Origin of the sequence: Sphingomonas sp. CCH9-F2 (assembly GCF_001556735.1) — a bacterium.
In the GTDB taxonomy this organism is placed as follows: Bacteria; Pseudomonadota; Alphaproteobacteria; order Sphingomonadales; family Sphingomonadaceae; genus Sphingomonas; species Sphingomonas ginsenosidimutans.
The window spans coordinates 1-7432 of record NZ_LSJO01000165.1 but is presented as its reverse complement, the minus strand read 5'-3'; the positions used below and the strand labels follow the sequence as shown (position 1 = coordinate 7432).

The following is a 7432-nucleotide window of genomic DNA, read 5'->3' as shown; positions in this document are numbered from 1 at the left end:
CGTCGGCAGCGCGTTCGTGTCGGGCGATCTGAGCCAGCTCTTCTCGCTCCCCGGCGGGCCGGTCGGCTTCGCGGTCGGCGCCGAATATCGTCGCGAGACGCTGAGCTACGATCTCGATCCGCTGACGCAGGCGGGTTACGCCTTCTACAACGCCATTCCCAGCTTCCGCGCGCCCGCGTTCGAAGTGAAGGAAGCCTATGGCGAGGTGTCCGTCCCGCTCATCAAGGACGTGTTCTTCATCAAGGAACTGACGCTGACCGGCGCGGCGCGCGTCGCCGATTACAAGGGATCGACCGGCACCGTATGGGCGTGGAACGGCAACGCCACCTGGCGCCCGGTCAGCGACCTGATGCTGCGCGGCGGCTATTCGCGGTCGGTGCGTGCGCCGTACCTGGGCGAACAGTTCGCGCCACTGGGGCAGAATTACACCCCGGCGCCCAACGATCCGTGCTCGACGCGCAACATCAACACCGGATCGGCGACCCGCGCCGCCAATTGCGCCGCGGCCGGCCGCCCGGACGGCTATGACTATGTCTACACCGCCTCGCTGGAGATCCAGAGCGGCGGCAATGCCAACCTGCGCGCCGAGGAATCCAATGCGCTGACGCTGGGCGGGGTGTTCCAGCCCAGCTTCATCCCCGGGCTGGCGGTGTCGGTCGATTATTACGACATCACCGTCAACAACGTCATCACCTCGCCCGCGGTGCAGCAGGCGCTCAACGCCTGTTACGATTCGCCCACGCTCGACAACCAGTTCTGCGCGCTGTTCCAGCGGGCGGGCGCGGACGGCGGACCGAACGGCGAGATCCCGTTCCAGATCCTTGAGGGGACGTACCAGGACCTCCCGCAGAATTATGCGCGGCTGAAGGCGCGGGGCCTCGATACGCAGGTCGGCTACAACCACGATTTCGGCGTGGTGCGCGCCAATCTGAAGGGCGTGTGGAGTCACGTGTTCCAGCGCGACGATTACACCGACCCGGCGCGCCCCGATTACCGCAACGTGCTGCTCAACGAACTGAGCTATCCCCAGGACCAGTTCAACATCAACACCGACCTGAAGTTCGGGCGTTTCACGATCGGGCACACGCTGCGCTGGATCGGCGGCATGTACCTGAATACGTTCGAGGATTATAACAGTGTCAACGGCGAGCCGCCGCAGAACCCCGATTATGCGGAAATCGCGAAATATCCGGCGGTGACGTACAATGACGTGCGTTTCGACCTGGAGATGACCGACCGGTTCAACTTCTACGGCGGGGTCACCAACATCGGCGACGTCGATCCGCCCTATGGGCTGACGGGCGTGGGCGAAGGCTCGGGCATCTACGACAACCGTGGCCGGTTCTTCTACGCCGGGTTCCGCGCGCGCTTCTGAATCCGCGCGCCGGATACCGACATTGGGGGGGCCGGAGCGGGAACGCGCCGGCCCCTTTCGTCGTGAGGCACGGGCGCGTGCCGCCCCCGTTCCGGGAGACCGCCGTTGACCCCGTCCCGATCCGCCGCCGAACGGGCGCGCAGCCTGGCCGAGACTGGCGATGCGACTGCCGCCGCCGCGGTCCTCGAACATGCCGGTGCGGCAGGGGATGCCGATGCGCTGATGCAGCTGGCGGTGTGGCGGCTCGTCGGCACGCCGCTGCCGCGTGACCTGACCGTGGCGCGCGCCCTGCTCGCCCGCGCCGCCGCGATCGGGCATGTCGACGCCGCGTTGATGCAGGTGGCGCTGACCGCGAATGGCAGTGGCGCCGCCGCGCCCGACTGGCGCGGGGCGCTGGCGCTGCTGCGCGTCGCGGCGGCTGGCGATCCGGTCGCGGCGGCGCAGCTGGCGCTGGTCGATGCGATGACGATCGACGCGGCGGGGCGGCCGGTGCGTGCGCCGGTCGGCGAGCTGCTATGCGATGCGCCGCGGGTGGTGCGGTTCCGCGGCTTCCTGTCGGCGGCCGAATGCGCGCATGTTGCGGGCGTGGCGGCGCCGATGCTGGCGCCCGCGCGGGTGATCGACCCGGCGAGCGGGCGCTGGGTCACGCATCCGGTACGCACCGCCGACGATGCCGCGATCGGCCCCGCGAACGAGGACATGGTGGTCCGCGCGATCAACGCGCGGATCGCGGCGGCCAGCGGCACAGATATCGCCGCGGGCGAGCCGCTGACGGTGCTGCGCTACCGCCCGGGGCAGCAATATCGTCCGCATCTCGATACGATGGCGGGTGCCGCGAACCAGCGCGTGATGACGATGCTGCTCTATCTCAACGCCGGATATCGCGGCGGCGACACGCACTTTCCCGCACCCGGCCTCTCCGTCGTACCGGTGCCCGGCGACGCGCTGCTGTTCCGCAACACGCTGCCCGATGGTCGCCCCGACCCGCTCAGCCGCCACGCCGGGCAACCGGTGCTGGCCGGCACCAAATGGCTCGCCACCCGCTGGATCCGCGCCGCCCCGATCGATCCGTGGGCGTTGTCGGGGTGACGACGCGGTGGACATGCCGAGATATCGACATCGCACCAATACGGTCCCTGCATCATGTTCCGAGACGGCGGGGACGCGCCCGGGATCAAGCGGTGCACCGGACCGGTCGACTGGATAGCCCCCGGGTCCGCTGCGCGGACGGCTTACCGCGTCGAGGAGGCGCCGACGCACGGTCGCGGAATCGCGACGACGCGCCAGCGGCCGACGGGTGTCGCGACCGGTCCCCACGCGGCGAGCCTGCGCTGGATCCGCGGTCCCACCTCATGTACCAGCCAAACGGCGCGGGTGGCGCCCCAGCGGGCGGCAATCGCGCGGCGATCGCAGTCCGGGAGGCGATAGTCGAAGAAGCGACGGACGTCGGCCTGGCGCGCGGCGTCGGTCGGGCTGAGCGGCATCGGTCGCGGAAACGCAGCTACCGTCGTCCCGAACGCCGGCATCACCAGCGCTGCGCTGTCCCACCCGATCACCCGTGCGCCTGGCGGCAGCGCGGCATGGACCCGGGGTCCCTCGTCTAGGATAGGGCGCAGCGGCTGGGGCGGTCCCGCCAGCGCCCACGGCTGGATCACCTGCTGGACACCCAGCATTAGATGCGCGGCGATCAGCAGCCCGGCGATCCAGCGCGCGACCCGCCACGATGTCGGCGACAGCGCATCGAGCGGCGCCGCCGGCGGGCGCTGATCGATCAGATCCAGTATCAGCCACGTCAGCATCATCTGCAGCGCCAGCGCGATATAATCGAGGAAGCGGTGCGCGACCGACAGGTCGGCGGCCGCGCCGGCGAGATAGCCGGCGAAGATCGCCAGGAACGCCAGCGCCGGCACGCGCGTGCGCGCCGCACGCAGTTGCCCCGGCAGGACCAGCAATGCCGCCATCGCGGGCCACAGCATCGCGATGACGAACAGCGGATTGTAAAAGAAGGGGAAATCGTTGAACGTCGCCTGTCCGCGGACCGTCCCCGGCCCGGCCAGATCCAGTGGGTTGAACCACGGCCAAAGCGTGCTGACGGCGATCCCTGTCGTCAGCAACGCAAGCACCATGCCGCGCCGCGCGATTGCTATCCCCGGATCGAACACCGCCAGAGCCGTCGCGCCGGCCAGCAGGAACAGGGCGTTGAGAGGATGCGTGACGATCGCGATCGCTACCAGTGCCACCAGCGCCAGCGCCAGCGCCCCGGCGGCGATGCCGCGCTGTCGGGCACGCAGCAGCCTCACCACAGCGGCCCATCCCAGAAAGGTTAGCGCGAACACCAATTCCGCCGGATAGTAATTGCCGTGCAGTTGCGAGCGTAGCGGATGAAAACCCGTCCAGATCAGCGGCGGCACGCCCCAGGCGCAGGTCACGGTGGCCAGCAGAACGGCGGGTGCCCAACGGTGCGCGTAATAGGCGCGGGCGAAGGCGTGAATGCCCGCCAGAAACAGCGCCGACACCAACAGCGCCCCCAGCATCATCGCGGTGTCGACGCCCCAACCGGTCCAGCGCGCGACATAGGCGAGCAGGAACGTCCATGGCGTGAACTGCCGCGAGGAAGCCCCTTCGGCATAGATCGGGTCGAGCGGATGCAGGCCGTGGCGGATCACCTCCGCCACGATCGCGCGATGTTCCCAATAGTCGGTAATGTACAGGAGCGTCGGGGGCCGCACGACGACATAGGCCAGGACGCACAGCAGCGCATAGACGCCTGCCCCCGCCCACCAAGCGCGGCGCGGAGTGAACCAGTCCGGCGCACGCCAGTCGGCGGCGCTGTGATCGGTGGTAGGACCCTGCATTGTCGTTCCCCCTTGCCTTCCCCGCCGCCCGACCGGTCCGTCGCTCGAGGCAGTGGCCGGGTACGAAGCGGATTTCTGATCGCCCGGCAATGTCCCGTCATCGGTGAACGTCGCATATGACGAGATGCCGATCCGCAGCCGGTCCCGCCGGCGGGGGATCGGGCATGTGCGCAGGCGGGCGATCGGCGACGACAATATCACCGGCTATTCTATCGATACTGTCCGCGGCAGTACGGCATGCGCACGGGCCTCACCGTTGCGCGGCGTGCCGGTGGATCAGGCATGTCGAAGCGACGCGCGAACCAGTCAGGCAGTGTGTCCGCGCCTCCCGGTCCCGGTTGCGCGAACAGCCACAATGCGGGGTGCGCGCAGGTGAAGTCACGCGCCGGCGCGACGCGCACACGCGGATCGATCGCAGCCCAGCGCAGCACCTGGTTCCGGTTGGTGGGATCGGGCGAGGGAATGTCCGGCGTGTCGAGATAGACAAGGCGGCGCGCGATCTCGGGGCGCGCATTCTCCGCTATTTCCAGGAAGCGCAGTCCGCTGCCGGTGACGATGGGGGCGTTGCCCGGTACGCGCGCGACCGCATCGAGCGCGTCGAGCCGGTCGCGCTTGGCGATCTCCCCGCCCCAACGCCCCGCATCATTGCCCGGGACGAGCAGCGCCAGCGCCACGAGGCCTATCGCCCCGCGGTTTTCGTCGAGTCGCGCGACCAGCCAGGCGGCGAGCAATCCGGCCCCCAGCGCGGCAGATACGACATAGCGGTCGGTAAAGCTGTGGCTGACCAGCAATGCGAAGGCGAACACGACCAGCGGCACCGTCAACAGGCCCAACGCGGGAACGGGCACCGGCAGCGCCCGCGCGCGGCGCAGCGCGACGATGATCAGCAAGCCCAACAGCAACAGGGCAGGCCAGCCGAGCGTCAGTGCGTAGCTCGACAGCAACGCATCCAGCGTCGGGCGCGCGTAATAGCCGGGTGCCCCCGTATCGGCGCCGCTGTAGTGATGTGCCGCGACCAGGATCGGCAACCAGGCGGCGATCGAAGCCGCCGCGACGGCGCTCGCGGCCAGCACGCCCCGCGATGGCGGTCGACGTTCCGCCAGTTCGATCGCGACCAGCACCGCGACCAGCAGCAACGCGTAGAAATGCAGCGCCACCATCACCACCAGCAACAGCGCCAGAAGCGCGCAGCGCCTGGGTGACGGCTGCGCGCCGGCGGGCCGTTCGCGTATCGCCAGCGCCAGCGCGAAGACGGCGATCAGCAGCGCATAGGGGCGCGCCTGTACCGCATAGGCGAACAGGCCCGAAGACAGCACTATCCCGGCCGCCAGCGCTGCAGGCACCCGTCCATATCGTCGCCATGCGATCGAACCGAGCGCGATCGCGGCGGCATAGCCCGCCACGATCGACGGAAGGCGCCAGCCAATCGGCGTGTCGACCCCCAGTGCATGCAGCCGCCCCAGCAGCATGTCGTAAAGGGGCGGGGAAAACTCGGCGCCGTGCACCAATGCATGCCAGATCGCCGCCGGATCGGTCAGCCGCGCGGTGCGTACCGCCAGCACCTCGTCCATCCACAGCGGGGCGCTTGCGGCAAGCGTGATGGAGGCGACGGCATAATGTACGCTGACCAGCAGGAAAAGCAGGACGGCGAGGACATCGGCGCGGCCGAAGCGCGGAATCATGGGCTAGCCTGCCCGCCGGAGCTCTGGTGTCGAGCAGAGGCGGCGGGCCAGTGCTCCGGCGATGCGATCGGCATTGGCCATGATCGTCAGGGTCGGGTGGCGCGCTGAAAGGAAGGGCAGTGCCGCGCCGTCCGCTACGAAGACGCCCGGCACGTTGGTGAGCGCCCCCATGTTATCGGTCGCTGCGGGGCCGATACCGCCCATCGGCAGCGTTGCCGCGGGATGCGCATCGGCTCCGGGGGGAAGCAGTTGCAGCGACCCCGGCACCCCGAATGCGCCGCGGCGCCGGGCGTGGCGCGTCAGTTGCGCGAAGCTGGCGCGCAGCAGGCCTGTCGCCGTATCGGTCTGGTGGCCGCGGATCGTCATCCGGCCGGCGGCGCCATCCTCCTCGATCGTCAGCACATTGTCGCTGAAGCGCCCGGGCAGGTAGCCGGTTGCCAGCAGCAGCGCCGGTGCCAGCGCGCGCGCGGTGCGCAGTGCGGTCGCGCGAGTGAAGGGCAGGCGATCCGCGATCGCGGCGAGCGGCAGCGTATCCGCGCCATAGAAGACGCCTGCCGCCTCGACGCCCGCCTCGGTTGCCAGCGTGTAGAACAATTGTCCCAGGCCGAACGAACGATCGGGCAGCGCTCGACCGATCAGGTGCGGCATCAGGAAGGCGATCCCGCCGACCGGATTGCTTTCCAGCCGCAAAGGCCGCCCCGCCAGCCCCATCCGGCGCACGGCCAGGCTGGTCGTCATCAGCGTACCCGCCGCCAGCACCACCACCGGCGCGGCGAACCGCAGCGATTGCGCACCCGCGCGTGCCTCCACGACGTTCATTCCCGCATCGCTCGCCAGTCGTTCGACGCGCATGCCGCTGCGATAGGTGAAATGGCGGAAGCGACGCAGCGCGGGCAGTTCGGTTGCGGCATGATAGATGCTGCCGCGCGCGCACCCGTGCAGGCACAGGCCGCAGGCGGTGCAGGCGCCGCGCCCTTCGCGCTCCTCGCCGACCAGCACCGCATTGGGGGCAGCGCGAAGATCGAATCCGCCGTCTCTGCGCGCCATGTGGCGTGCTGCGAACCGTGCGGCGGGCGGCGTCAGTGCGGCGGGGTCAGGCCGATCGCCGCCGCTGACACCGATGCGACGTGCGACGCGGTCGTAATGGGGGCCGAGGTCAGCAGGGAAGGCGGCGAGGTCCTCGGCACCGTAGCGGGCGGCGAGCGCACCCCAGATCCGCGACAGCCCGCCCGCGGCGAGCGCGCCGACCGCAACATAGTCCCGCGTCGACAGACCCGCGGCGGTATCGAACCCGGCCAGCGTCGCGCGGGCGAGCGGGGTGGCGAACTTGGGCGACATCGCGCTGTCCGCCAGCGCGCCGTCACGGCCGATTTCCGCCTGCCAGCGGTGCGGGTCGGCGCGCCAGTGCGCCAGCGTCGCATGCGTGGGGCTGGCGGGCAATTCCGTGTCCGCCGCGTCGAGCATCAGGACGCGCACGCCGGCTTCCACCAGTGGCCACGCGGCGCTGACCCCGGCGGGAC

At 69.8% G+C, this 7432-nt stretch carries 5 protein-coding genes; 2 read left to right on the top strand and 3 right to left on the bottom strand.

All coding sequences use genetic code 11. The features are described 5' to 3' along the window. Both AX685_RS04720 and AX685_RS04715 read left to right on the top strand, forming a co-directional pair. Positions 1–1375 (top strand): TonB-dependent receptor domain-containing protein (locus AX685_RS04720; protein ID WP_156445671.1); only part of this gene is annotated, 1375 nt, incomplete at its 5' end. Between the two features lie 105 nt (positions 1376–1480). Continuing rightward, positions 1481–2464 (top strand): 2OG-Fe(II) oxygenase, encoded by a 984-nt coding sequence (locus tag AX685_RS04715; RefSeq protein ID WP_066485910.1) that lies wholly within the window; start codon positions 1481–1483, stop codon positions 2462–2464. A 143-nt stretch (positions 2465–2607) separates the two neighbouring features. On the opposite strand, the gene AX685_RS04710 is transcribed toward AX685_RS04715, so the two are convergent. The 3 genes from AX685_RS04710 to AX685_RS04700 form a co-directional block, all read right to left on the bottom strand. After that, entirely contained in the window at positions 2608–4230 is a 1623-nt protein-coding gene (locus AX685_RS04710) for a hypothetical protein (protein WP_066485908.1), read from the bottom strand. A gap of 209 nt (positions 4231–4439) precedes the next feature. Then, positions 4440–5912: a glycosyltransferase family 39 protein gene (locus AX685_RS04705; RefSeq protein ID WP_066485906.1), complete on the bottom strand. Its 1473-nt coding sequence runs from the start codon at positions 5910–5912 to the stop codon at positions 4440–4442. Between the two features lie 3 nt (positions 5913–5915). Then, positions 5916–7432: GMC oxidoreductase (locus tag AX685_RS04700; protein WP_066485904.1), on the bottom strand; the 1517-nt coding region annotated here is incomplete at its 5' end.

What these genes read in the sequence shown, in the direction of transcription:
- AX685_RS04710 (WP_066485908.1), bottom strand. Translation starts at nt 4,230, where the DNA reads ATGCAGGGTCCTACCACCGATCACAGCGCCGCCGACTGGCGTGCGCCG.
- AX685_RS04705 (WP_066485906.1), bottom strand. Translation starts at nt 5,912, where the DNA reads ATGATTCCGCGCTTCGGCCGCGCCGATGTCCTCGCCGTCCTGCTTTTC.